This window comes from Pokkaliibacter sp. CJK22405 (assembly GCF_046614695.1).
In the GTDB taxonomy this organism is placed as follows: domain Bacteria; phylum Pseudomonadota; class Gammaproteobacteria; order Pseudomonadales; family Balneatricaceae; genus Pokkaliibacter.
Map to the genome: position 1 here is coordinate 193,994 of NZ_JBKKHQ010000001.1, position 23,440 is coordinate 217,433.

Consider the following 23,440-nt stretch of genomic DNA (forward strand, 5'->3'; position numbering starts at 1 on the left):
AACTCCTCTCCTCAGATAAGACTACTAACTTATTCGCCTTCAAGCCCGGTAATGGGTTTGACACTATCCCAAGTGCGGCACTTGGGACATTGCCAATGTAATTGGCGGGTCCTGAAGCCACAATTTGCGCACAAGTATACAGGTCTTGCCTGTGTTAGGTCATCCAGCGTGCGGCGTGTAATCGTCAGTGTATCGGCGACAACTCCGCCGGCGCCGGGGCCAACACGAGCTAAAAGATAGGAAGCCGCTTTTAATGTTGGCCTGCTTTTAAGTTGTGCCAGAAAGAAATCATCGACGGGTCGATCCAGTGACTCCATTAAACGTGCCCGAGCAATCAAAATGCTGCTGGCCTGCGAAGCCTGATACCAGTCTTCCAGCAGTTTGATCAACTTTCCTCTGTGGCCGATTGCTGTATAGACCTCGAGAAGTAAGCTCAAGCCCTCAACGAGGCGCTCCTTGTTGTATCGACGGAAACTTTTGATATCTCTGAGGGCAATTCGCCAGTGACTTTGCTGAAGAGCCCAGCGGCAGCGTGCCAGTAAAGCGCGATGCATTCCTCGCTTCATGTTCAGAGCATCTTCCCAGGAGCGTTGAGCATCGGAGGGATGTTTTTGCTGAAGAGCAAGTTCGGCGATCTCGCAGTGATAATGCGCAATACGAGCCCGGGTACCTGAATCGTCCTGCAATGCCAGATAACGGGACATGACATCAATAGCTTTTTCCCAATCCCGCTCCTGCTCATAGATATCAGCCAACAAAGAGAGGACTTCGAGGCGATTCGTCGTTTCAGGTCGGTTCAGAAACTGCAGCAGGATATCTTCTGCTCTGTCGAGAAGGCCGCTGGACAGGTAATCCCTCGCAAGGCCGATACGGACATGCTGACGTTGCCTTGAGCTAAGATCACCTCGTTCAAGAAGATTGAGGTGTACACGCACCGCTCTTGCGACATCACCCTTTCGTCTGAAAAGATCTGCTACGGCAAGGTGAATATCGATCGCATCTGAATCAAGCTCAAGTGCCCTTTCAAAGGACTCCATGGCTTCATCATTACGATCGCTGAGGAGATGTTGCAGGCCAAGATAATATTCATGACGAAGACGGCTGGCCATAGCCATCAAGCGCTGTTTGCGTAAGCGCCCGGACCCCATTGACCAGCCTAAGAGCAGCGCGGCAATAATCCCGAAAAGATATATCCAGGGATGCATGCAACAGAGAACTTATTAAACTTGTGGAGCAGACTTGAGCTTAGCCAGCTCGGTATTGTTTTGATTCAGCTTACGCTTAAGCTGCAATACCTTTGCCTTCATGCGAAGCAGCATCAACACGCTCAGTGAGACACCAATAACTCCACCAATAAAGAAGCTTAGAATCAGCCAGAAAGATACGCTGAAAGCAGGCAGGGAGAAGACAATAAAGTCCAGAGGAACGGGCTGGGTGTTATGGATAGCGAACATGATGCCGATTAACAAAAGAACCAGCGTGGCAAGACCGAGCAGCAATCCTTTGAGTAGACGCACAGTATTCCTCACTTCATCAAATTAACGTATCGGCATTGTAAAGAAGCACAACGCATGCGCCAAGCGAAGACATGCAATGACACGAAAGCATCACTCTTTAAGTAGAAGACTTTCGGCTGATCAGTCGCAGTTGACTTGATCTCGTAGCTCTTTGCCAGGTTTAAAGTGTGGAACGTATTTAGGGCCCAAGGGAACTGATTCACCTGTTTTAGGATTTCTGCCAACCCGCGGCGCCCTGAAGTGAAGTGAAAAACTCCCAAACCCTCGAATCTCGATTCTGTCGCCCTGGGCCAGTGACTCTGACATATGATCCAGGATAGTTTTGACAGCCATCTCGACATCTCTGATCGGCATTTCTGGGTGACGAGCAATCAGACGCTCGATCAATTCAGATTTGGTCATGCCCTTCTCCTTGATTAAGTCAGCTTGTCTTCGTGAGAAAACTTCACCAATAGCTATCTGTAATCTGCACTGAGGTGACCAGTCGATACTGGTTAACCATATTCAGCCACATCAGCAATTGTTCAAAAAACAAACTACGTTTTTTAAAGATAAAAAAAAGATCGAGGAAAATCAATTACTCAGTCTTTTTAATCAAGGGTTTAGCGAAAGTAATTCACCCAAACAAAAACACGGCCCTGAGGCCGTGTTAGATTTCTTGCTGTCTGATCAGGACTTTTTCATTTGCTCCTTGATCAGGTCTCCAATGGTGGTTGGACCACTGGCGGTTTCAGTGGTCGCCTGTTTCAGGCTTTCCATAGCGGTTTTTTCTTCCGCTACATCCTTGGCTTTGACGGACAGAGTAATATTGCGGTTTTTACGATCGATCTGCTGAATACGTGCTTCAAGCATGTCGCCCACACTGACCACGGCAGAGGCATCTGCAGCGCCATCACGACTAATTTCACCCGCTCGAATATAGCCTTCAACGCCCTCAACCAGTTCAACGGTTGCACCTTTGGCGTCAACACTGATCACCTTGGCATTAACAACAGCTCCCTTCTCATTGAGAGAGACATAGCTCATGAAAGGATCTTCATCCAGTTGTTTGATACCAAGAGAAATGCGCTCACGCTCTGGATCAACAGCGAGAACCACCGTCTCAATGTCTTCACCTTTGCGGTAGTTCTTCACCACTTCTTCTGGTGATTCATTCCAGGTGATATCTGACATATGAACCAGACCGTCGATACCACCATCGAGACCAACAAAAACACCAAAATCAGTAATGGACTTGATCTTGCCGCTGATCCGATCGCCTTTATTAAAGTTGGAAGAAAATGCTTCCCAAGGATTGGCAACACATTGCTTCATACCAAGGGATATGCGGCGGCGATCCTCATCAATATCAAGAATCATCACATCCACTTCGTCACCCATTTGAACGACCTTGGAGGGATGAATGTTCTTGTTGGTCCAGTCCATTTCGGACACATGAACCAGACCTTCAATACCGTCTTCAATCTCGGCAAAACAGCCGTAATCGGTAAGATTGGTCACACGAGCATGAGTAATCGAGTTTTCCGGGAAGCGCTTCTTGATGTTTTCCCAGGGATCTTCGCCAAGCTGTTTAATGCCCAGGGAAACGCGCTGACGCTCACGGTCGAACTTCAGGACCATCACATCAATTTCGTCACCCACTGCAAGCATTTCGCTGGGATGACGAACACGTTTCCATGCCATATCAGTGATATGCAGCAGACCATCAACACCGCCTAGATCCACGAATGCACCGTAGTCGGTCAGATTCTTAACGATCCCCTGAAGCTTCTGGCCTTCCTGCAGGTTGGTGAGCAAAGACTCACGCTCAGCGGAATTTTCAGCTTCAAGCACTGCTCGGCGGCTTACGACAACGTTATTCCGTTTGGCATCCAGCTTGATCAACTTGAACTCAAGCTCTTTACCTTCTAGATGAGAGGTGTCACGCAGGGGACGAACATCAACCAGTGAGCCCGGCAAAAAGGCACGAACTGCATCGACATCGACCGTGAAGCCACCTTTGACACGCCCGGAGATAATGCCTTTAACGGTATCGCCATTCTCGAACGCTTTTTCAAGTTCGACCCAGGCTTCAGCACGCTTGGCTTTTTCACGGGAGAGACGGGTAGCGCCAAAGCCATCTTCGAGGGCTTCGACTGCTACAGTGACAGTGTCACCGACTGACAGGGTATGAGTTCCCTTATCATCCAGAAACTGGCTGACCGGGATAACCCCTTCAGATTTCAGACCGGCATTGACTGTCACCCACTCTTTGTCGACAGCGACGACGGTTCCTTCGATGATAGAGCCAACCTTGAGATCAAGATCTTTTAAGCTCTCTTCAAACAGTTCAGCAAAACTCTCGCTCATGTTCGTTCCTGTGACGCCAGAAATAATTCTGCATCGGTTTAACCATGCACCAGACCGCATGGGTCAATGACAAGAAATCCGATGAGCGACTGTCTGGGAAAGCTCAACGAACCCAACTAAGAAAACACATCTTCTACACCAGCTCTCGTTCACGTAGGAGTTGCCCAATTCGGGCGACGACGGTGTCGATGTCCAGCTCACTGGAATCAATAATGACTGCATCCAAAGCCGGTTTGAGCGGTGCAATACTGCGGTTCATATCCTGCGCATCGCGCGCCTGAATATCGTGTAAAATCTTATCAAAGCTAGCACTGGCCCCCTGCTTTTGCAACTGAAGCACCCGGCGGCGAGCTCGCTCCTCTGCGGAGGCAGTGAGATACACCTTAAGAGGTGCTTCAGGAAAGATTACCGTGCCCATGTCACGACCATCCGCGACTAACCCCTGATCGGTTGAAAACGCGCGCTGTCTATCAAGAAGCGCCTGTCGAACCGAAGGGTAAGAGGCCACCTTTGACGCTAGCGCTCCCACCTCTTCATTACGAATGGCTCGAGTGACGTCTTCACCTTCAAGAATAACGCTCACTCCTTCATGACCCTTCAGTGCATTGAACTGCACATCAAGACAGGCTGCCAAGGTGGTAATGGCATCAACATTTTCAATCGCGATCGAGTGTTTTTGGCTGGCAAGCCCCACAAGACGATAAAGCGCACCACTGTCCAGCAACTGCCACTGCAGCATTTCGGCCAGACGTTTACAGACGGTACCTTTTCCAGAACCACTGGGGCCATCCACAGTAATAACAGGAGCGGTATTTTTAGACATGAATCATCCAGTTGTAGTGAGGTTCAAGCCCGCAGACTTGGCCAGTGTCTGAAAAGACGTAAAGTAGGCATCCAGCCCTTCACATTCTTCGATAGTAACTTTGCCGCTCGCACGAGAGGCAGCAATACTCAGCGCCAGAGCAAGACGCTGGTTGCCCTGACAAGTCAAAGCCGCACTTTGCAGTAATGGTGACGGATCACTGCTATTGGCAAGACCCATCACACTGATAACATCCTGAGTTTCGATGACAATACCCAGCTTTCGTAGCTCAGCCCCTAGACTCTGAATACTTTTCATCGTCAATGAACGCTGCGCGCTACCCATATTGAAGGTGGTTATTCCTTCCGCAAAGCTGGCGGCAACCACTAAGAGCATCAGCTCATCCGTGGCGCGAGACACTACCGTTTCATCAAGCGATGCTCCCTTAAGGGCCTGATAACGCACTCGAAGATTACCCATAGGTTCTTCGGTCTCGCATGAAACCGGATGAGGTTCGATTTCAATATTGGCACCCATCGCCTTGAGCGCGTTCAAAAAGCCGGTACGAGTTGGATTTAATCCGACATTTTCCAGAACAATATCACTGCCGGGCGTTACTGCCGCTAGCACAACAAAGTACGCCGCGTAAGAACAGTCTGCAGGTACGTTCACTGTAGTGGCTTTCAGTACACTTCCAGGTGCTAACGCCACCGAGTTTTCGCTATAGCGAATGTGGGCGCCGAAACGGGCAAGCATTCGCTCAGTATGGTCGCGTGTCACCACAGGTAGCTTAATGTTAACTCCTGAGCTCGCGTACAGGCCTGCCAACAGAAGCGCGGATTTGATCTGTGCACTTGGCGTGCTCAGTGAGACATCGCCCCCTTCAAGCACTGCTTTTCCGTGAAGATAAATCGGTGCATGACCTGTTTGGGTACGAGCAATTCCGCCAATGGACTTGATGGCCTGAGCGGTTTCCGCCATGGAGCGGCTGCTGAGAAACGCATCGCCTGTTAATACAGAGTCAAATGACTGACCACTGAGCAGGCCGGTGAGCAATCGCATTGAGGTTGCCGATCTGCCCAGATAGATTTCGCCGGGTGGTTGTTTGAGACCATGAAGCCCAACGCCGTGGACAGTCAGACGTCCTTCTTTTGGCCCCTCAATCACGACGCCCATATCTCGAAGGCCCTGAATGACAGCCAGGCTGTCTTCGTTCTCATAGAAGCCTTCGATAACAGTCGTCCCTTCTGCAATAGCACCCAGAATGACTGCGCGATGTGAAATGGACCGATCACCAGGAATGTCTATACGCCCACGACAGAAACTGCCAGGGTGAACCTCATAGGTCGAGGAGCCAGATAAATGGGCATCGGAGGTATAGGCGGTGCCTTCCAGAATACGTGAAAAGTGTTCACGTGCGGCTTTAGCGCGTGTAAACACACCCAGCATTGAAAGGCTGTCGCCCGTTTCAACGGCCTTACGCAGCACGGCAAGATCATCGGTAAAGCGATCAAGCACATTCAAAACGGAAGATTTGTTGGCAAGAAAGATATCGTGCCACATGGTCGGGTCACTGGCGGCGATGCGAGTGAAATCACGAAAACCACCAGCGGCATAACGGAAAATATCGAGATTTTCCTGATCTTTAGCCAGTGTATCGACAAGACTAAAAGCCAGCAGATGTGGCAGGTGACTGGTGGCTGCCAGCACCTCATCGTGGTGCTCAACCGCCATTTCAAGTACTTCAGCACCCGCCATTTCCCATACCTGGCGAATCATCGACGTTGCTTCAATTGATGATTCAGGCAAAGGCGTAAGAATGACCTTATGGCGCTGAAACAGATCCTCTTTGGCCGCACTCATGCCACTGTTTTCTGCCCCGGCAATCGGATGGCCTGGCACCCAGCCTTCTGGCATGGGGGAGAATAACCGGCGTGAAAAGCTCACCAAATTACCTTTGGTGGAGCCCACATCGGTAAGGAGCACATTCTCTTTGAGGAAAGGTGCAATTTGCGTCAGTACGCTTTCCATCGCTTTGACAGGCACCGCAAGAACGATCATCGTTGCCTCGCGTACTGCGCTCTCAAGTGAGTCAGCGATACGATCAACTGCTCCACGGGACAGCGCCAGCTGGCAATTCTCTTCTTTGAGATCAAAGCCTGTCAGCGTGGAGGACGTTCCCTTTTTCTTCAGGGCCAGGGCCAGCGATCCACCAATAAGCCCCAACCCGATAAAGAGAATATGCTCGGTACTAAATCGACTCATTAAATAACGGCCTGTGGGTAGGAGCCCAGAATTTTCAGGAGAATTGACTTCTCTCCGACTTCTTTCAGAACCTGCTTGATAGGCTCATCATCCTGATGGCCCACAAAATCGATATAGAACACATAACCCCAGGCGCCGTCTTTCGCAGGGCGCGAGTCGATGCGGGTCAGGTCGATTCCAGCACGATAAAAGGGTTCAAGAATCTGATACAGCGCGCCTGGCTGATGCTGCGATCCGGCAATAATGGAGGTTTTGTCGCGCTGGCTTACCCCGACAGACTCATGGCCAATGATGAGGAAGCGAGTAGTGTTCTCCGGATGGTCTTCGATATTGTTGTAGCCATGATCAAGACCGTAAGCCAGAGCAGCCATTTCACCTGCAATGGCGGCAACGCCCTCACCTTCTTCGCTGACGCGACGGGCTGCTTCAGCGTTTGAACTCACCGCAATCAGTTCAACACTTGGGTAGTGGGAATCAAGCCAGAGGCGACATTGGGCCAGAGACTGCTGGTGGGAATAAATACGGGTAATGGAGCGTAAATCTGAACCGGGTTTCACCAGCAGATTGTGGTGAATCCGCAGCTCAACTTCACCTGAAATCTTAAGGCCGGACGCGCGGAAGTTATCCAGTGTGTGGTGGACAACGCCTTCAGTGGAATTCTCTACCGGAACGACGCCGTATTTAACCGCTTGTGCTTCCACTTCACGGAAGACATCGTCAATCGTCGGCATGGCGACACAAACCGCAGAATGGCCAAAATGTTTAAGTGCCGCCTGTTCGGTAAAGGTGCCCGTTGGGCCAAGAAACGCCACGCGTACCGGGCTTTCAAGTGCCAGGCAGGCAGACATGATCTCGCGGAATAACCGGGCAACAACAGCGCCTTCCAGCGGGCCTTCATTGCGATCAATAACTTTGCGCAATACCTGTGCTTCACGTTCTGGACGATAAAACACCGGATCGCCCTGATCAGGGGTATGGTGATGCAGTTTGACTTCTGCCACCTGCATCGCGCATTTGGCACGAGCATTGATGAGGCGATGGATTTGCTGGTCGATGTCGTCAATCTGATCGCGCAGCAGGGCAAGCTGTTCTTGCTCAGTTGCCATGAGAGTTCTCCGGTATTGCGTAGGGCGATGCCCAAAGCGGAAATAACTGAAATGTGGTAGCGCCTGTGATGGTGCTACCACTGAAAAACATTTATCAGACGTTACCCTTTAAAGTGACGCTGTTCAAAGTCCTTCATAAAGCTGATGAGCGCATCGATCGCTGCCTCAGGCACTGCGTTGTAGATGCTGGCACGCATGCCACCGACGGAACGGTGACCTTTGAGGTTAAGCAGACCGGCTTCTTCGGATTCCTTCAGGAAGATATCTTCCAGTGAAGTATCTGCCAGCGTAAACGGCACATTCATCCAGCTGCGGTTGGCCAACGCAATAGGGTTAGCAAATAACGCGCTGTTATCAATCGCAGAGTAAAGCTTCATTGCCTTGCGCTCGTTGATCGTTGCCATTGCATCGACACCGCCCTGCTTCTTCAGCCATTGGAAGACCAGTCCGGACAGGTACCAGGCATAGGTCGGTGGCGTGTTGTACATCGAGGCATTTTCTGCCGCCACACGGTAGCTCATCATGGTTGGAATGGAAGCTATCTCACGGTTAAGCAGATCTTTCTTGATGATCACCAGACACAGACCTGCCGGACCAATGTTCTTTTGAGCACCGGCATAGATCATGTCGAAACGTGAGACATCCAGTGGGCGAGATAGAATCGTGGAAGACATATCACAAACCAGTGGCGTGCTGGTTTCAGGGATGTAATCAAATTCAAGACCACCGATAGTCTCGTTGCTGCAGTAGTGCACATAAGCGGCATCCTGCTGCAGTGATAATTCTGCCTGGGTTGGCACACGGTGATACTTGTCTGCCTTCGTGGAGCCCGCCACATTGATGCTGGCGTAGCGAGAAGCTTCCTTGATGGCTTTGGCAGACCAAACGCCAGTGTCGATATAGTCCGCTTTAGTGGAAGTGCCCAACAGGTTCATTGGAACAGAGCTGAATTGCAGGTTCGCACCACCTTGCAGGAACAGTATTTCATATTCAGCAGGGACGCTCAGTAGATCACGCAGATCCTGAGTTGCCTGTTCAGCGATACCGACAAATTCGTCACTCCTGTGACTCATCTCCATTACGGACAGGCCTTTGCCATGCCAGTCCAGCATTTCTTCCTGTGCTTGTTGAAGAACAGCTTCCGGCAATGCAGCGGGGCCAGCACAGAAATTGTATGCGCGAGTCATGATGAAAAAATCTCCGTAATCAGGCCTTATGGCCATAGTTCGGGTAGTACGATTAGCTGTTGGATACAAATACGTTCTTAAGAAACAGTAATGCGGCCCGAGAGCCGCATTACAGGTTTATCAGTTATCGTCAGGTTGATCCTCTGCTGAGGGAGCATCTGCCGTATCGGCATTGTCTGCAGTCAGATTTTCTTCGCCTTCAGCTTCCTCACCCTCCGGCAAGTCTTCGACGCTTGGCTCTTCGATACGAGCCAGACCAACCAGTTTCTCATCCGCACCCAGACGAATCAGGGTAACGCCCTGAGTATTTCGTCCCAGGCAGGAGATACCTGCGATGCTGGTACGCACCAGAGTGCCGCGATCACTGATCAGCATGGCTTCGTTGCCTTCAACTACCTGAATGGCAGAAACCAGCTCACCGTTACGCTCAGTTGTCTGCATAGCGATAACGCCCTGACCTCCACGCCCGTAAACAGGGAAATCGTTGATAGCGGTTCGCTTACCATAACCATGCACAGAAGCCGTCAGGATAAAGGCCTCATCATCAGGGATGACCAGACTAATCACTTTAGCGGGTTCACCTTTCGGTGTTTCGCCAAGCTTCATGCCACGGACACCACGTGCCGTACGGCCCATTTCACGGACATCAGACTCGTTGAAGCGAATCGCCTTGCCCTGAGAACTGAACAGCATGACGTCTTGCTGACCATTCGTGATTGCAGCGCCAATCAGCATGTCACCTTCATCCAGCGCCAGTGCAATCAGACCAGTGGAGCGCTGACGGGAGAACTGTGGCAGCGGGGTTTTCTTAACCGTGCCGTTCTGGGTTGCCATGAAGACGTAGTGGCCTTCCAGATACTCAGTAACTGGCAGAATAGTAGTAATGCGCTCGTCAGCATCCAGTGGCAGCAGGTTCACAATCGGACGGCCACGTGCACCACGGCTGGCTTGCGGAATTTCAAAGACACGCAGCCAGTACACCTTACCCTTGTCAGAGAACAGCATAATGGTTGAGTGACTATTCACGACCAGCAAATGCTCGACAAAGTCTTCTTCTTTAACGGAGGTTGCTGCGCGACCACGACCACCACGACGCTGTGCCTGATAATCCGTCACAGGCTGGGTCTTGGCATAACCGGTATGAGAGATGGTGACTACCAGATCTTCTTCGTTGATCAGATCGGCGATAGTCAGATCTTGCTGACTCATGGTGATTTCTGTTTTACGTGCATCACCAAACTGATCACGTACCGCAACCAGTTCTTCACGAATAACTTCCATCAAACGTGCTGCACTACCGAGAATTTTCAGAAGTTCAGCGATGTTAGCGATGATCTCTTCATATTCCTTGAGCAGTTTTTCATGCTCAAGACCGGTCAGACGGTGCAGACGAAGATCAAGGATTGCCTGAGCCTGTTCAGGCGACAGGAAATACTGGCCATCACGCAGACCCAGTGCCTCGGGGAGGTTCTCTGGACGGCAGGCATCATCCCCCGCCTTTTCCAGCATGGCCAGAACATTGCCCGGAGCCCAGGAACGTTCCAGCAGACGCTCTTTGGCTTCTGCTGCGTTGGCAGAATTACGGATCAGCTCAATAACCGGATCAATATTGGCCAGGGCAACGGCCAGACCTTCCAGAATGTGGCCGCGCTCACGGGCTTTACGCAGTTCAAACAGGGTGCGACGAGTCACCACTTCACGACGGTGTAGAACGAAAGCTTCCAACAGCTCTTTCAGGTTCAGGGTTTTCGGCTGGCCATCGACCAGAGCAACGATATTGATACCGAATACGTTCTGCATCTGGGTGTTGGCATAAAGGTTATTCATCACTACTTCGGGCATTTCGCCGCGACGCAGTTCAATAACAATACGCATACCCTCTTTGTTGGACTCATCACGCAGCTCGGTGATGCCTTCGATACGCTTCTCTTTTACCAGATCCGCGATTTTCTCGATCAGACGCGCTTTGTTGACCTGATAAGGAATCTCAGTGATGACCAGCGCCTGCTTGCCACCACGCTCCATATCTTCAACGTGGTAACGGGCACGAATGTAAATACGTCCACGACCGGTGCGGTAGGCCTCGATGATGCCAGCCTTGCCGTTGATGATGCCTGAGGTCGGGAAGTCCGGACCTGGAATATATTCCATCAGGTCATCGATGCTCAGGGAGTCATCATCAATCAATGCCAGACAGCCATTGATAACTTCCGTGAGGTTATGAGGAGGAATATTGGTCGCCATACCAACAGCGATCCCCGAGGAGCCGTTAACCAGCAGGTTAGGCACCTTGGTGGGAAGTACGACAGGAATTTGTTCGGTGCCGTCATAGTTAGGAATGTAATCGACGGTCTCTTTTTCCAGATCTGCCAGCAGCTCATGGGCAATACGATCCATACGGATCTCGGTGTATCGCATCGCTGCAGCAGAGTCACCGTCAATGGAACCGAAGTTACCCTGACCATCCACCAGCGTGTAACGAAGAGAGAAATCCTGCGCCATACGAACGATGGTGTCGTATACCGCGCTATCACCGTGGGGGTGATATTTACCGATGACGTCACCGACGATACGGGCAGATTTCTTGTAGGGCTTGTTCCAGTCCGTGCCCAGTTCGTGCATCGCGTACAGCACGCGGCGGTGCACAGGCTTAAGGCCATCGCGTACATCCGGCAGCGCACGGCCGACGATGACGCTCATGGCGTAGTCCAAATAGGACTGTTTAAGTTCATCTTCAATGTTGACGTGAAGAATCTCTTTAGCCAGCTCAGCCATGGTTATCCGCTTTCCTTTGTCTACACATCGATTCAGCCAGAGAGGATATCAGCTACCCTGCGACTACGGCTTCGGCAAATTTCGCGAGTATACCACAATTCTGTCTCAAGCCATTGATTCCTCATTGTTTCGTCGTCGGTCAGATCAACCCGTCCGGAACATTGGAATCCCTGCGGGTTGAACATTATGATGACTGCCATTCGTGAATCAGGTCGTCATGACCTCTGTCTTAAAGGAATACCGCATGGCCACTCAGGGTAAAGCTCCAGGCAGCCCCAATGTTGATGATAGTGAAGTTGCCAAATTCGAAGCCTTAGCCAGCCGCTGGTGGGATAAGGACAGCGAGTTTAAACCCCTGCACGACATCAATCCTCTGCGCGTCAATTATGTGGATGAGAAAGCCTCACTTGCCGGAAAACGTGTAGTCGACGTCGGCTGTGGCGGCGGTATTCTGAGCGAGTCCATGGCACTTCGCGGTGCCGATGTCACTGGTATCGACATGGGTGAGGCGCCGCTTAAAACGGCACGTCTGCATTCATTGGAGTCTGGTGTGTCCATCAATTATCAGCTGACCACCGCTGAGGACTTTGCCGCCAGTGATGTCGAGCGCTTTGATGTCGTCACCTGCCTCGAGATGCTTGAGCATGTTCCTGACCCTGCATCAGTGGTGCTAGCTTGTGCGGCCCTGGTGAAACCCGGTGGTCATGTTTTCTTCTCGACGATCAACCGCAACCCAAAAGCCTGGTTAATGGCGATTGCCGGTGCGGAATACGTGCTCAATCTGGTGCCCAAAGGTACGCACGATTTCAAAAAATTTATCACACCTGCAGAAATGGGCCGTTTTGTACGTCAGGCAGGGCTGAAGATGGAGCACATGACCGGGCTCACCTATAACCCTGTCACCAAGGTTTATCGTCTGGTCGACTCCGACGTGGATGTGAACTACATGATCCACTGCACCAAAGCGCAAGCCTGAGGAGCCCATTCAATGTCGGTCTCTGCCCTGCCTGAAGCCTTATTATTTGATCTGGATGGCACCTTACTGGATACCGCACCGGATTTTTATCGGGTGATTAATCAGCAGTTGCGTGAAGCTCAGCGTGATGAGCGCTCCTATGAATTCGTTCGGGCGCGCGTTTCTCATGGTGCCTCTGCGCTGGTCTGTGGTGCGTTTGATATTACGCCTGAGCATGCAGAGCATGATGTGCGTCGAGCGCGTCTGCTTGAGCTTTATCTGGCTGAGGTCTGTGTCGATACATCACTCTTCGCGGGGCTTGAATCCTCACTGAACTGGGCACGGCAGAGAAAAATTCCCTGGGGCATCATCACCAACAAACCACGACTTTACAGTGAGGCATTGATGGCAGCCTTGCCTGATCTTGCTGACTGCGCCGTACTGGTTTGTCCGGATGATGTGACGCACCGCAAGCCGCATCCTGAACCCATGTATCTTGCGTGTGCTCAGCTGAATGTCTCGCCAGATAAATGCGTCTATGTCGGCGATCACCAACGTGATATCGATGCCGGCAAGGCCGCGGGCATGATGACTGTCGCGGCTGCTTACGGTTATGTCGATGAGGATTCAGCGGCGGAGACCTGGGGCGCGGACGTCTGTATCGCTTCAGGGGCAGAACTTGTTGATTGGTTAAAGCGTAGCTATGAGTGATTCAAACGACTTTTCATGACAGGACGTCAGGTGCTGCTTGTATCCATCAGCACCAAGTAAAGAGGAACCCTTATGACATGTCATATTGAGTATCATGCCCCCAAAGACTTACTCGCGGGGAAGACTATCGTTGTTACTGGCGCAGGCTCCGGAATCGGACGTGGCGCCGCCCTCGCCTACGCTGCCCACGGTGCGACCGTGGTTCTCATGGGCCGGACGTTAAGCAAGCTTGAAGCTGTTTACGATGAAATCGAGAAAGCCGGCGGTCCGCAACCGGCCATTATTCCGATTCATTTCGAGGGCGCGACTTATCATGACTATGAGTTGATCGCAGAAAAGCTGGGTGAGGCTTTTGGTGTGCTGGACGGCATCCTGTTCAACGCCTCTGTACTGGGTCAGCGAACAACTCTCGGACAGTACGATGTCGAAACCTGGAATCAGGTGATGCAGGTCAACGTCAACAGTCACTTTTACCTGACCAAGGCACTGCTTCCCTTGCTTGAGCGCTCAGCGGATGCGTCGATCATCTACACATCCTCTTCCGTTGGACGCAAAGGGCGAGCCTACTGGGGAGCCTATGCGATTTCCAAGTTCGCCACAGAAGGCATGATGCAAACGCTGGCTGACGAACTGGAAAACACGACACGTATCCGGGTGAACTCGATTAATCCGGGTGGCACTCGCACACCGATGCGGGCGAATGCATATCCGGCAGAAAATCCTCTGGATGTACGAGCACCTGAAGAAATCATGGGGACGTATTTGTTCCTGATGGGGAAGGACAGCCAGGGCCTAACAGGTCAGGCCTTCGATGCCCAGCCACCCAAAAAAGCCTGACGGCCTGCAGGTGTTTAAAAAAGAAAGCGGATCGTACTGTCCGCTTTTTTTATGTGTGTGGTTTATTAATGGCCAATCGCCAGTGCTATTAGCCAAGGCTATTGCTGAAACTGCAGCAAATTGGACGGTGAGAACTGATCCGTTAAAGGTTTCACAGTTGCCTCCGGCACTTTTTCAATGGAACCGGCCATGGCCTCTGCATCAAATCCATAACCCGCAAACCTGGGTTTCAGTACTTTAACGTGTTCCATCAGGGTTGCTTTTGAGGGTAGCGGCTTCTGCGTAGCAAACAGAATTCGGTTGCCACTGGGTAATGCCAGCTGATCAATATCTCCAAAGACACTTTGATAGGTTGCTGCTTCATAAGGTGCAAGCTTGTTTCTGGAGAAAGTATTGGCGGCAACCAGACCATCTGCAGGCAGCAGGCTTTTCACCTCCTGAAGGAACTCCTGTGTTAACAGATGCTCGGGGATATAGTCCTGATCAAAAGCATCCAGCAGGATAAGGTCATATTTCCCGCCTTTCTTGATCGCCGCTTTGACAAAAACTCGTGCATCAGCAGCGTAAGCGCGCATTCTGGCATCTTCCTGAAAACCGAACTGGGATTTCGCCAGTTCGATCACCGCAGGGTCCAGCTCGGCAACGTCAATCCAGCTTTGCGGATAAAGCGCCCGCAGAGTTTTAGGCAGAATCCCCCCGCCAAGACCCAGCACCAGAATGTGCTCAGGTGGCTCGATAAAGGCCAGACTGAGCAGAAATCCCTGCGAGTAATGCAATACCAGCCGTTGCGGGTTATCAATATCGATACAGCTTTGGCGGGGACCATTTTCCCGGCCAAAGAGCATGCAACGCAAGCCCTGGTCTTCGCTGATGAGAATATTCCGATAGAGCGACTGCTTCTCCAGTACGACATCCGCACTGGCTGGTTTCACAGCACTGAAGGAAAGGCCCGTGAGCAAAGCCAAGGCTGATAGTAAGCGTGTCCCTGTGCGGTTCATGATGATCCTTTTCAGGTGGAAGGCGATGCGTTACTACCCAAGACGCGTGAAGCCAGAAAGAGTGTGGAACCAACGGCCAATGAGATGGCCATCAATAAGCCCAGAATGGAATTTATGGGGAGATACAACACCAGATAAAAGGAGGTCACAATGGTTCCGGCAGCGGAGCCAACGGTCGAGGCGAAGTACAATCTGCCCGCGGAGTTCCCCGCTGCATGAATACTGTGAATCAGTAGTCTTACAGCATAGGGTGACACCATCCCGGAAAGCAGCGTCGGCAAGCCAAACAGCATCAGTGAGGCAAGTAAGGAGCCATAACGTGGATCCCCCACCCGCGCCGAGACCCACTCAAGCATCTCATTACCACAGATCAGCAGTGGCGCTGCCAGCAAAGCTTCGGCGATCAGTAAGATCCCCAGCCGCGATAGCCCGGGATTCTTCAGTGAAAACCGGCCTCCCAGCAGGTATCCCAGAGACAGGAAGGCCATAAATACGGTAATGACTGCTCCCCACACGAAAATACTGCTGCCAAAGAATGGCGCCAGAAGCCTTCCGCCGAGCAGCTCCACTCCCATCACAAAAAAACCACTCCAGGCGGCAGCAACGTAGATCAATAGTTGGCGCACAAGCACATCCTGTCGCAGGTCGAGTTAATGGAGCTTATCGAGGTAGCCATAACCCAGCTGGTTCATCTGACGAACAATCCAGCGCTGGCGTGACATAACGTAGTTTGAGGGGCGATCAACAATAAACTTCTTGGGGTTAGGCAAAACCGCAGCCATTCGTGCGGCCTGGCTCATACTCAACGAGGATGCAGGCTCCCGATAAAACGTCAGGGCGGCGGCCTGGGCACCATAGATGCCATCACCAAACTCAACGACATTCAGATACACCTCAAGAATGCGCTGCTTACTCCAGGTCAGCTCAATCAGATAGGTGAGCGGTACTTCCAGGCCTTTGCGAACCCAGCTCTGGCCTGACCAGAGAAAGAGGTTTTTCGCCAGCTGCTGGGAAATCGTGCTGGCACCGCGCAGGCGATCACCGTCCTGCCAGTCGGTATAGGCCTTTTCGACCTGCTTCCAGTCAAAACCATTGTGGTCCGGGAAACGCTGGTCTTCCGAGGACATGACCGCCAGGGGCAGGTTACGGCTGATCCGGTCCCAATCGACCCACTCGCGTTCAGCACGGAAATCCCAGTCTCCCTGATCCCAGGCCTGAACATAACGTTCAACAATAAACATGGTGGTGAAGGGATTAATCCAGCGGCCCGCCACGACCAGCATGACCGGTGCCAGCACCAGTATTGCCACAGCGATGATCAGACCGCGTTTCAAGCGATAGCCCAAAGATCCTTTTTTACCCGACGAACTCTTTTTCTTTGCCACGAATGAAATGCCACTCCACCAATGATGCTTTGTACCGTCCCCTCAGGTGTTAACGGTACTGTTTTATCCCATACGGCGCTGATGCCGCTCTAGTGTTTCCATACGTTGACGCTCCGTTTTCCGAAGCAGAACATAGACGGTTCCCAGTCCACCATGCTGGCGCTGCGCCGAGTGGAACGCCTGGACTTCCTCCCGCGCTTTCAGCCATTTGTTGACATAGCTTTTCAGCCAGACCGCATGGCTTTCCTTGTGCTGAGAGCGGCCAAAAGCGATAGCAATTGAACGAATCTCCATACGATAGCAGTCGTTTATAAACTGCTTAATCTCCCGGCGAGCTTCACGAATCGGCATGCCCATAATTTCCAGGCGCGCTTCATAAGGATATTTACCCAGTCGCAGGTTACGGTAAACGCCGCTTTGAATCCCCGGACGCTTAAACCCCAGTTCATCCAAAGGGTCCATCAGCTCGACAAACTCTTCATCCTTATCGCTTAGCAAACCGCCGGTAGCGGCCTCACGACGAGCCTGTGTATCGACTCTTGAGGAGGCTCCTGCTTCCTGAACCCGCGCTTTCTGCCGAATGGGTGCCACACCATCCATTGCCTGCATAAAATCGGATGAATCAGACATTGATGCTGCCATGCTGTTCTCCTGTGTCATTACGTATTAGCGGTTCTGGTAGAAAAATGAGCAGTGGAGTACAACTTTCTTTTACTCAGGCCGAGTGCCCAGAATCTCATGCACACTATCGATCTTGTCCTGCATGCTTTGGTCACGATCCGTTCGCGTGCCGATTTTCAGTGAAGAGGAAATCCTGGGCGCGCCCTTTTCATGGACGACTTCATGGCACTTTTTCACCGCGGCCATGACCTCATCCCATTCACCTTCGATATTGGTGCCATAAGCATGCATCTGGTAACTCAATCCGGCGGCTTCAAGCACGCGCTGGCATTCCGCCACATAGTTAGCGACGGAAACGCCCACACCCAAAGGAATGACGCATAAATCCACAATCACGTGCATGGGCAAGGTCTCCAGTTCGCTGTAAGTTTAAAAAGCATTAAAAAACAGAGGGTTGATTGAGGCAAGCCAACAATGCTGTCAGCCAAGCTTCGTACACCTCAGGATCTTTAGAGGCGCAACAACTTGTATTCAATGAGCCCGGATACAGACTGGTCGTGATGAATCTCCTTGGTTAGTCTTGTTCTGGGTGATGAGGATGTACGCCTGCAGCCCGTCGCGGCAACTCCTGTCGCACGGTTTTCCCCTCTGACACAGGCAAGGAGAGTGCCGAATGTCACACGCCAAGAAAATACTCATTATTTGTGGTGACTTTGTCGAAGACTACGAGTTGATGGTGCCCTTTCAGGCATTACAGGCTATGGGCTACAGCGTTGATGCCGTCTGCCCGGATAAAGCCGCGGGCGAACAAATCAAGACAGCCATCCATGATTTCGAAGGTGACCAGACTTACTCTGAAAAGCCCGGCCATAACTTCACCCTGAACGCGACCTTCAAGGATACTGACCCAGGTTCCTATGATGCGCTGTGCTTGCCTGGTGGGCGTGCGCCTGAATATCTGCGCAAGCACAAGTCTGTGATGGAGTTCATCCAGCACTTTATTGATGCTGACAAGCCTATTGCTGCCATCTGTCATGGTGCACAGCTGCTCTCTCCAACCTCTGCGCTTAAAGGCAAGAAGGTGTCTGCCTATCCGGCCTGTTCCGCGGAAGTGACCCTGGCCGGCGGAGTCTTTGCTGACATTGAAGTGACTGAGGCTATTACTGACGGTAATCTCGTGACGGCGCCAGCCTGGCCTGCTCATCCTGAATGGTTGCGTCAATTCCATCAATTGCTGCAAAAAATCTGAAGCTGAATCGTTTCACCTGAAGTATTCGCTTCCAATAACAGAGTGGTGAGTAAAGTAAGAAGCCTTGTTTTAGACAAGTTCACCGCTCTGTTTCGTACATCTGACGTATGCAACCAACGCTAAACCTGCATGTCGACAAAATCGGTACTTTAGTACTTTTATGACTATCTCCCGATAAACGTTAATGCAAATCAATCCGTTAGCGAAGTATTGAGTCACTCTCACGCCATCATCAGCGTCTTGCTTGGGGCCGTACCTGAACTTTGTTAGCTTATGCTGATTGTTGGAGACCTACATGTACCATTTGCTTGTTGATACACAGGATTTCCTCCTGGTTAACAAATGCCCAGGCATTAATTTTCACAGTGAAGATGAAGCCGGACTGGCGGCGGCTATTAAAGCTGACCTGAAACTGGATTCGTTGTACCCCGTTCACCGTCTGGATAAGGTGACCTCAGGGCTGGTACTTTTTGGGAAGACGCTGGAGTTCACCCAAAGCATCGGCATTCAGTTTGAAACTCATCAGATCAAAAAACTCTATGTCGCCCTCTCAGATAAGCGTCCCAGCAAGAAACAGGGGTGGATCAAGGGCGATATGGTGAAAGCACGTCGTGGCGCGTGGAAACTGACGCCGACCATGAAACACCCGGCGATTACCCAGTTCTCCAGTATTAACGTCCGCGCGGGCCTGCGCAGCTTTTTTCTTTTCCCCCATACCGGAAAAACCCATCAGTTGCGCGTCGCCATGAAAAGTCTGGCGGCGCCGATTATTGGCGACCCGCTCTACAACGCTCAAAACGCGGTGAATACTGACCGGGCCTATCTTCATGCGGCGGCACTGCAGTTTCGCTGGGGAGGCAAGCCCCATGCGTTTGTCCTCTGGCCGGAAGAAGGACAGCTGTTCAATACCATTCCCTGGCAACAACTGGTGATCAGTAATCATCAGCCCTGGATGAACTGGGTACTGGAAGCCAGCGAGTTAAAACTGCCCTGCACCCAGGCTGCCTGACGCTCACTGTCGTTACACACCTCATTTAAAGAAGCCCCGTTTGGGGCTTTTTTGTATTCTCGTTACACTACCTTTTTAAAGCACTGCCGTGAGCATTCACGGTTCGCTTAACCTGTAGTGTTGGCACTTCGATGTCGTCTAGCCCTCAATTCATGGGCAATGGAGCGTGAAATTCCTTATGGCAAAACGAGACTCTACTCTGGTCTATTCCACTGATTCTGGTCGTATCAAGGAAGAAAAAGAGGCGCCCAGCCGCCCTAAAGGTGATGGCATTGTTCGGATTCGGCGTGAAACGAGCGGTCGCAAAGGTAAAGGGGTGACCACCGTCTCTGGTATTGATCTGGATGATGCCGCGCTTAAGTTACTGACTGCCGAGCTTAAGAAAAAGTGCGGTACCGGCGGCTCGGTGAAAGACGGCGTTATCGAGATTCAGGGTGACAACCGGGATCTGATCAAAGGCTTGCTTGAGGCTAAAGGTTTCACCGTCAAACTCGCCGGTGGCTAATCCTGTATTTGTCTTTTGTGCCGGATAGCTCCACATCCATCTTTTGTTTTATGTGAAGGGATGACTATGCACTTTGACCCGCAAGAACCCGGTAACGGTGGCCTTCCTCATGACCCGTTCAAAGGGCTGATTGTACCCCGACCCATTGGCTGGATTAGTACGCTCAATACCAAGGGCCAGGTGAATCTCGCTCCCTACAGCGCATTCAATATGGTCGGCTACAATCCCAACGTGGTCATGTTCTCCAGCGCTGGTCGTAAAGACACCCTGAAGAATATTGAGGCCACGGGTGAGTTTGTCTGTAACCTCGCAACCTATGAACTGCGTGATGCTGTCTCCGATAGCTCAGTTCCGGTGGATCATGGTGTCGATGAAATGACCCTGACTGGCCTGACTGCCGCACCTTCGGTCAAGGTAAAGCCACCGCGCGTGGCAGAGTCACCGGCGGCGCTGGAGTGTAAATATCTGGCGACCATTCCAGTTCCACGCTCTGATGGCGCAGAGCCCAGTGACTTTATGGTGCTGGGCGAAGTGGTGGGTGTGTATATCGATGAGCGCGTTCTGACGGATGGCAAGGTCGATATCGCCAAGCTAAAACCCCTGACACGTCTGGGTTATATGGATTATGCGGTTGTCGACACCGTATTCTCCATGGATCGCCCAAAGGCGACGCCTGACGGCCTTACTTATATTTCCTACCGATCACCAGGAATCACTGCATGGAATTTAATAACCATCAGCTTCACATGACGGTCTTGATGACACCTGACATGGCCAATTTTTCCGGCAATGTTCACGGTGGCACGATTCTCAAATACCTTGATGAAGTCGCTTACGCCTGTGCCAGCCGTTATGCCGGACGTTATGTCGTCACGCTGAGCGTTGATCAGGTCACTTTTCGCCAGCCAATTTATGTGGGTGAGCTGGTGACCTTTCTTGCCTCGGTGAATTTCACCGGCAACACCTCAATGGAAATTGGTATCAAGGTTATCACCGAGAATATTCGCGAGAAGCTGGTGCGGCACACCAATAGCTGTTACTTCACGATGGTGGCTTTGGACGATGACAAAAAGCCAGCGCAGGTGCCGGTATTTGAGCCGCAGACGGAAGAAGAGAAGCAACGCTTTGAGGCCGCCAAGATGCGCCGACAGCTTCGTCGCGATCTGGATGAACAGCATCAAAGCATTAAAAATGCGGCGATACTTTCGACCTGACACTGAGCTGCTCCGAAAAAATAAGGGCTGAATTTTCAGCCCTTTTTATTTGTCCCTACCGCAGAGAGCAATCACGAAGCGGGGTAATGAATCACGTTATGGAACACGGCCGAGCCTGCGGTCTGGTTCCGGTACCCATGCTCGCTGTCCGCCCCGAAACGAATGGCTTCTCCTTTCTCGATGGGTTGCCATAATCCGTTCACTAACACCTCAACTGTTCCCTCGATACAGATCACATGCTCAACCACACCTTCGCGATGAGCAATAGAGACATGTTCTGCCCCAGGCTCAAGCTCAATCACAAAGAACTCGAAACCCATCTGCGGATCAAATGGAAACAGCGTTTTGGCTGTCATGCCGATTCGTTGTTCACCGAAACTGCTGCCCGCAACTTTGATGACTTCCGCCGTTTCGCTCTGCTGGTTATCCAGCAGGGTCGATAGGCTGACATTGAATCCTGAAGCAATCTTCCAGAGCGTCACCATCGTCGGGCTGGATTCACCGCGTTCGATTTGCCCCAGCATTGCCTTACTTACGCCGGTTGCTGCAGCTGTTTTATCAAGACTCCAGCCCTGCTCCTGACGCAGAACTTTAAGTCGGCTGGCAATAAGACCCGTGAGATCTTCCAGAGGCGTCAGATAAGCCATGAGTTTCCTTTCTAGTTGAGGCATCGCAGCCGTTGTGCGCAATAACGCACAATGCTAAAGTCGCTGCACGTTGTGCGCTATAGCGTACAGGTTAGCTAAATACAGGAGCGCCGTCATGCGCCAGCTTTCACTTTCTCCTATCGTGGCCGGATTCATCGCCGTGCTGGTGGGCTTTAGCAGTTCTGCCGTATTGATATTTCAGGCCGCAAGCGCGGCAGGTGCCAATGCCGAACAAACGACCACCTGGCTGATGGCGCTGGGCCTTGGCACTGCCCTGACCTCCTTTGGACTTTCCTGGTGGTATAAGGCGCCCGTGCTAACGGCCTGGTCTACGCCCGGTGCGGCCTTATTGGTCAGCGCCCTTAGCGGCTACTCCATGAATGTGGCTGTAGGGGCTTTTATCGTGAGTTCAATACTCATCGTTTTATGCGGTGTTACTGGCCTTTTCGAGCGGTTGATGAAGCACATTCCCAAAGCGCTGTCAGGGGCGATGCTGGCTGGCGTTTTGTTTCACTTTGGCCTCAATGTCTTCACGCAAATGCAGGACCACCAGCTGCTGATTGGCCTGATGCTGCTGGCATACCTCTTCGGTAAAGCCTTGCTGCCACGTTACGCGATTCTGCTAGTGCTGGTGGTTGGCTGTGCCTACGCCGGTGTTAACGGGCAAATGCACATGGAAGACTTAACCTTCGCCTTTACCCTACCCTCGGCTGTCATGCCGGATTTCTCTCTCTCCGCCATTATTGGTGTGTCATTGCCGCTGTTTATCGTGACCATGGCTTCACAGAACCTGCCAGGGGTCGCGGTGATTCGGGCGAACCAATATGACACGCCGATTTCACCACTGATTACCTGGACCGGACTTGCATCACTGGTGTTGGCTCCTTTCGGTGGTTTTGCCCTGAATCTTGCTGCGATTACCGCCGCAATCTGCAGTGGTCCTGAAGCACATCCGGATACCAAACAACGCTACCAGGCACCCATGTGGGCAGGCGTTTTCTATTTGATCACGGCCCTGCTGGCCTCCACTGTGGTCAGTCTTTTTAGCGCCTTTCCTCAGGCGCTGATTATGGCACTGGCGGGCATTGCGCTCTTCTCAACCATTGGCAATAGCTTATCGGCGGCGCTGTCTGAGCCGAGTGAGCGTGAAGCGGCGCTGGTTACCTTCCTGATTACCGCCTCAGGCTTGACGCTCTGGAGTGTTGGGGCCGCTTTCTGGGGACTGGTCGGTGGTTTGCTGGTCACGCTGATTCTCAGCATCAAACGCCAGTAGAGGTTTTCGGAATGAAAAAAACGGCGAGTGGGGGC

General features: G+C 51.8%; 24 protein-coding genes. 9 read left to right on the forward strand and 15 right to left on the reverse strand.

The features are described 5' to 3' along the window. Positions 1–29: 29 nt before the first annotated feature. The 9 genes from ACKC9G_RS00950 to gyrA form a co-directional block, all read right to left on the reverse strand. Complete coding sequence (locus ACKC9G_RS00950; protein WP_411403023.1) at positions 30–1,115, reverse strand: tetratricopeptide repeat protein; 1,086 nt, start codon at positions 1,113–1,115, stop codon at positions 30–32. Positions 1,116–1,220: 105 nt separating this feature from the next. After that, positions 1,221–1,517, reverse strand: a complete 297-nt coding sequence (locus tag ACKC9G_RS00955; protein WP_411403025.1) for a lipopolysaccharide assembly protein LapA domain-containing protein — start codon at positions 1,515–1,517, stop codon at positions 1,221–1,223. 120 nt (positions 1,518–1,637) lie between these two features. Further along, positions 1,638–1,934, reverse strand: coding sequence for an integration host factor subunit beta (ihfB, locus tag ACKC9G_RS00960; protein WP_411403296.1), 297 nt, complete (start codon positions 1,932–1,934; stop codon positions 1,638–1,640). Positions 1,935–2,186: 252 nt separating this feature from the next. After that, positions 2,187–3,866, reverse strand: a complete 1,680-nt coding sequence (rpsA, locus tag ACKC9G_RS00965; protein WP_411403026.1) for a 30S ribosomal protein S1 — start codon at positions 3,864–3,866, stop codon at positions 2,187–2,189. Positions 3,867–3,999: 133 nt separating this feature from the next. Next, positions 4,000–4,689: a (d)CMP kinase gene (cmk, locus tag ACKC9G_RS00970; protein WP_411403028.1), complete on the reverse strand. Its 690-nt coding sequence runs from the start codon at positions 4,687–4,689 to the stop codon at positions 4,000–4,002. Positions 4,690–4,692: 3 nt separating this feature from the next. Beyond that, complete coding sequence (locus tag ACKC9G_RS00975; RefSeq protein WP_411403030.1) at positions 4,693–6,933, reverse strand: prephenate dehydrogenase/arogenate dehydrogenase family protein; 2,241 nt, start codon at positions 6,931–6,933, stop codon at positions 4,693–4,695. After that, on the reverse strand, positions 6,933–8,039 hold the full coding sequence (gene pheA / locus ACKC9G_RS00980; protein ID WP_411403032.1) for a prephenate dehydratase: 1,107 nt from the start codon (positions 8,037–8,039) through the stop codon (positions 6,933–6,935). Before pheA ends, ACKC9G_RS00975 begins: the two co-directional genes overlap by 1 nt. A 101-nt stretch (positions 8,040–8,140) precedes the next feature. After that, positions 8,141–9,226, reverse strand: a complete 1,086-nt coding sequence (gene serC / locus ACKC9G_RS00985) for a 3-phosphoserine/phosphohydroxythreonine transaminase (protein ID WP_411403034.1) — start codon at positions 9,224–9,226, stop codon at positions 8,141–8,143. Between the two features lie 120 nt (positions 9,227–9,346). After that, the gene (gene gyrA, locus ACKC9G_RS00990; protein ID WP_411403036.1) at positions 9,347–12,001 is read right to left on the reverse strand and encodes a DNA gyrase subunit A; all 2,655 of its coding nucleotides are present in this window, start codon (positions 11,999–12,001) and stop codon (positions 9,347–9,349) included. 244 nt (positions 12,002–12,245) lie between these two features. Between gyrA and ubiG the strand changes: the two genes are divergently transcribed. From ubiG to ACKC9G_RS01005, 3 genes are all read left to right on the forward strand, one after another. Beyond that, complete coding sequence (gene ubiG, locus ACKC9G_RS00995; protein ID WP_411403038.1) at positions 12,246–12,977, forward strand: bifunctional 2-polyprenyl-6-hydroxyphenol methylase/3-demethylubiquinol 3-O-methyltransferase UbiG; 732 nt, start codon at positions 12,246–12,248, stop codon at positions 12,975–12,977. A gap of 12 nt (positions 12,978–12,989) precedes the next feature. Beyond that, positions 12,990–13,667: an HAD family hydrolase gene (locus ACKC9G_RS01000; RefSeq protein ID WP_411403040.1), complete on the forward strand. Its 678-nt coding sequence runs from the start codon at positions 12,990–12,992 to the stop codon at positions 13,665–13,667. A 72-nt stretch (positions 13,668–13,739) separates the two neighbouring features. After that, on the forward strand, positions 13,740–14,504 hold the full coding sequence (locus tag ACKC9G_RS01005) for a YciK family oxidoreductase (RefSeq protein ID WP_411403042.1): 765 nt from the start codon (positions 13,740–13,742) through the stop codon (positions 14,502–14,504). Positions 14,505–14,602: 98 nt separating this feature from the next. Here the strand turns inward: ACKC9G_RS01005 and ACKC9G_RS01010 are convergent, their stop codons facing one another. From ACKC9G_RS01010 to ACKC9G_RS01030, 5 genes are all read right to left on the reverse strand, one after another. Beyond that, on the reverse strand, positions 14,603–15,502 hold the full coding sequence (locus ACKC9G_RS01010; RefSeq protein ID WP_411403044.1) for a spermidine synthase: 900 nt from the start codon (positions 15,500–15,502) through the stop codon (positions 14,603–14,605). Positions 15,503–15,513: 11 nt separating this feature from the next. Then, complete coding sequence (locus ACKC9G_RS01015; protein ID WP_411403046.1) at positions 15,514–16,128, reverse strand: fused MFS/spermidine synthase; 615 nt, start codon at positions 16,126–16,128, stop codon at positions 15,514–15,516. Positions 16,129–16,152: 24 nt separating this feature from the next. After that, positions 16,153–16,887 carry a monofunctional biosynthetic peptidoglycan transglycosylase gene (gene mtgA / locus ACKC9G_RS01020; RefSeq protein ID WP_411403048.1) on the reverse strand — a complete coding sequence of 245 codons (735 nt, stop codon included), beginning with the start codon at positions 16,885–16,887 and terminating at the stop codon, positions 16,153–16,155. 63 nt (positions 16,888–16,950) lie between these two features. After that, the gene (gene smrA / locus ACKC9G_RS01025; RefSeq protein WP_411403050.1) at positions 16,951–17,529 is read right to left on the reverse strand and encodes a DNA endonuclease SmrA; all 579 of its coding nucleotides are present in this window, start codon (positions 17,527–17,529) and stop codon (positions 16,951–16,953) included. Positions 17,530–17,598: 69 nt separating this feature from the next. Beyond that, positions 17,599–17,910 carry an MTH1187 family thiamine-binding protein gene (locus ACKC9G_RS01030; RefSeq protein WP_411403052.1) on the reverse strand — a complete coding sequence of 104 codons (312 nt, stop codon included), beginning with the start codon at positions 17,908–17,910 and terminating at the stop codon, positions 17,599–17,601. Positions 17,911–18,181: 271 nt separating this feature from the next. On the opposite strand from ACKC9G_RS01030, the gene ACKC9G_RS01035 reads away from it, so the two are divergent. From ACKC9G_RS01035 to ACKC9G_RS01055, 5 genes are all read left to right on the forward strand, one after another. Next, positions 18,182–18,757: a DJ-1/PfpI family protein gene (locus ACKC9G_RS01035; RefSeq protein WP_411403054.1), complete on the forward strand. Its 576-nt coding sequence runs from the start codon at positions 18,182–18,184 to the stop codon at positions 18,755–18,757. Between the two features lie 295 nt (positions 18,758–19,052). Further along, positions 19,053–19,766 (forward strand): TIGR01621 family pseudouridine synthase, encoded by a 714-nt coding sequence (locus tag ACKC9G_RS01040; protein ID WP_411403056.1) that lies wholly within the window; start codon positions 19,053–19,055, stop codon positions 19,764–19,766. 178 nt (positions 19,767–19,944) lie between these two features. Continuing rightward, entirely contained in the window at positions 19,945–20,271 is a 327-nt protein-coding gene (gene yciH / locus ACKC9G_RS01045) for a stress response translation initiation inhibitor YciH (RefSeq protein WP_411403057.1), read from the forward strand. Positions 20,272–20,331: 60 nt separating this feature from the next. Further along, positions 20,332–21,021 (forward strand): flavin reductase family protein, encoded by a 690-nt coding sequence (locus ACKC9G_RS01050; protein ID WP_411403059.1) that lies wholly within the window; start codon positions 20,332–20,334, stop codon positions 21,019–21,021. Continuing rightward, on the forward strand, positions 20,991–21,485 hold the full coding sequence (locus ACKC9G_RS01055; protein WP_411403061.1) for an acyl-CoA thioesterase: 495 nt from the start codon (positions 20,991–20,993) through the stop codon (positions 21,483–21,485). Before ACKC9G_RS01050 ends, ACKC9G_RS01055 begins: the two co-directional genes overlap by 31 nt. Positions 21,486–21,556: 71 nt before the next feature. Here ACKC9G_RS01055 and ACKC9G_RS01060 read toward each other — a convergent pair whose 3' ends face one another. Continuing rightward, positions 21,557–22,132 (reverse strand): helix-turn-helix domain-containing protein, encoded by a 576-nt coding sequence (locus ACKC9G_RS01060; RefSeq protein ID WP_411403063.1) that lies wholly within the window; start codon positions 22,130–22,132, stop codon positions 21,557–21,559. A gap of 115 nt (positions 22,133–22,247) precedes the next feature. Here ACKC9G_RS01060 and ACKC9G_RS01065 point away from each other — a divergent pair, with 115 nt between their 5' ends. Further along, complete coding sequence (locus tag ACKC9G_RS01065; protein ID WP_411403065.1) at positions 22,248–23,405, forward strand: benzoate/H(+) symporter BenE family transporter; 1,158 nt, start codon at positions 22,248–22,250, stop codon at positions 23,403–23,405. Positions 23,406–23,440: the final 35 nt, after the last annotated feature.

Excerpts from the sequence above, each read along its gene's own strand:
- ACKC9G_RS00950 (WP_411403023.1), bottom strand. The coding sequence starts at position 1,115 with ATGGCTATGGCCAGCCGTCTTCGTCATGAATATTATCTTGGCCTGCAA.
- rpsA (WP_411403026.1), bottom strand. The coding sequence starts at position 3,866 with ATGAGCGAGAGTTTTGCTGAACTGTTTGAAGAGAGCTTAAAAGATCTT.
- cmk (WP_411403028.1), bottom strand. The coding sequence starts at position 4,689 with ATGTCTAAAAATACCGCTCCTGTTATTACTGTGGATGGCCCCAGTGGT.
- ACKC9G_RS00975 (WP_411403030.1), bottom strand. The coding sequence starts at position 6,933 with ATGAGTCGATTTAGTACCGAGCATATTCTCTTTATCGGGTTGGGGCTT.
- pheA (WP_411403032.1), bottom strand. The coding sequence starts at position 8,039 with ATGGCAACTGAGCAAGAACAGCTTGCCCTGCTGCGCGATCAGATTGAC.
- serC (WP_411403034.1), bottom strand. The coding sequence starts at position 9,226 with ATGACTCGCGCATACAATTTCTGTGCTGGCCCCGCTGCATTGCCGGAA.
- gyrA (WP_411403036.1), bottom strand. The coding sequence starts at position 12,001 with ATGGCTGAGCTGGCTAAAGAGATTCTTCACGTCAACATTGAAGATGAA.
- ubiG (WP_411403038.1), top strand. The coding sequence starts at position 12,246 with ATGGCCACTCAGGGTAAAGCTCCAGGCAGCCCCAATGTTGATGATAGT.
- ACKC9G_RS01000 (WP_411403040.1), top strand. The coding sequence starts at position 12,990 with ATGTCGGTCTCTGCCCTGCCTGAAGCCTTATTATTTGATCTGGATGGC.
- ACKC9G_RS01005 (WP_411403042.1), top strand. The coding sequence starts at position 13,740 with ATGACATGTCATATTGAGTATCATGCCCCCAAAGACTTACTCGCGGGG.
- ACKC9G_RS01010 (WP_411403044.1), bottom strand. The coding sequence starts at position 15,502 with ATGAACCGCACAGGGACACGCTTACTATCAGCCTTGGCTTTGCTCACG.
- smrA (WP_411403050.1), bottom strand. The coding sequence starts at position 17,529 with ATGGCAGCATCAATGTCTGATTCATCCGATTTTATGCAGGCAATGGAT.
- ACKC9G_RS01030 (WP_411403052.1), bottom strand. The coding sequence starts at position 17,910 with ATGCACGTGATTGTGGATTTATGCGTCATTCCTTTGGGTGTGGGCGTT.
- ACKC9G_RS01035 (WP_411403054.1), top strand. The coding sequence starts at position 18,182 with ATGTCACACGCCAAGAAAATACTCATTATTTGTGGTGACTTTGTCGAA.
- ACKC9G_RS01040 (WP_411403056.1), top strand. The coding sequence starts at position 19,053 with ATGTACCATTTGCTTGTTGATACACAGGATTTCCTCCTGGTTAACAAA.
- yciH (WP_411403057.1), top strand. The coding sequence starts at position 19,945 with ATGGCAAAACGAGACTCTACTCTGGTCTATTCCACTGATTCTGGTCGT.
- ACKC9G_RS01050 (WP_411403059.1), top strand. The coding sequence starts at position 20,332 with ATGACTATGCACTTTGACCCGCAAGAACCCGGTAACGGTGGCCTTCCT.
- ACKC9G_RS01055 (WP_411403061.1), top strand. The coding sequence starts at position 20,991 with ATGGAATTTAATAACCATCAGCTTCACATGACGGTCTTGATGACACCT.
- ACKC9G_RS01060 (WP_411403063.1), bottom strand. The coding sequence starts at position 22,132 with ATGGCTTATCTGACGCCTCTGGAAGATCTCACGGGTCTTATTGCCAGC.
- ACKC9G_RS01065 (WP_411403065.1), top strand. The coding sequence starts at position 22,248 with ATGCGCCAGCTTTCACTTTCTCCTATCGTGGCCGGATTCATCGCCGTG.